Annotated in this window: 1 protein-coding gene; it reads left to right on the top strand. The window is 67.7% G+C overall.

What is annotated here, in order from left to right; translation table 11 throughout:
- Positions 1-833 (top strand): ABC transporter substrate-binding protein (locus tag H7U37_RS15035; protein WP_243414345.1); only part of this gene is annotated, 833 nt, incomplete at both ends.

The raw sequence follows: 833 nt of genomic DNA, 5'->3' as shown, positions 1-833 counted from the left end.
CCCCCTCCCAGAGCGTGGAGAGCGCTCAGCCCATGGAATTCGTCCTCCCCTGCTACCCGGAGGCCGGCTTCCATCCCCTCAACTGCACCAACCGCACCAATCTGTCCCTGATGGGGCTGATCTATGACGGGCTCTTCGAGCTGGACCAGCAGTTTGAGCCCCAGTTTGCCCTGGCCACCGCCGCCAGCTCCGCCGACGGCCTGAGCTGGAGCATCGCCGTCCGGGAGGGGGTCACCTTTTCCGACGGGACGCCTCTCACCGCCGCCCATGTGGTCTCCTCCCTCAACGCCGCCCGGGAGAGCAGCCTGTACAGCGCCCGCCTCTCCGGCATCACCTCGGTGACCGGGGAGGGCAATCTGGTGACCATCACCCTCTCCAGTCCCAACGGCAATCTGCCCGCCCTGCTGGACGTGCCCATTTTTCTGGACAACGGCGGAGCCGTCCCGCTGGGGACGGGGGATTATACCCTGGTGGGGTCCGACAAGAGCTGGCATCTGGAGCTGCGGGCCGACGGCTGGCGGCAGGAACGGCCCAAGCTGGAGGCCATCCGCCTCTACGCCATTGAGGAGACCGACGACCTGATCTACGCCTTCGACACCCGGGAGATCTCCCTGGTGGGGAGCGACATCACCGGCACCAGCGCCCTGGGCTTTTCGGGCAACGCCGAGACGGTGGACTACGCCACCACCGACCTGCTCTTTGTGGGCTTCAACACCGCCTCGGGCGCCTGCACCTCCGCCGACGTGCGCCGGGCCCTCTCCCAGGGCATTGACCGTGAAAACATCGCCGCCTCCATCCTCTCCCACCACGCCCAGGCCTCCGCCCTGCCCGCC

This window comes from Pseudoflavonifractor phocaeensis (assembly GCF_016901735.1).
Taxonomy (GTDB): Bacteria; Bacillota; Clostridia; order Oscillospirales; family Oscillospiraceae; genus Pseudoflavonifractor_A.
This window is presented reverse-complemented; position numbering and strand designations above follow the sequence as displayed.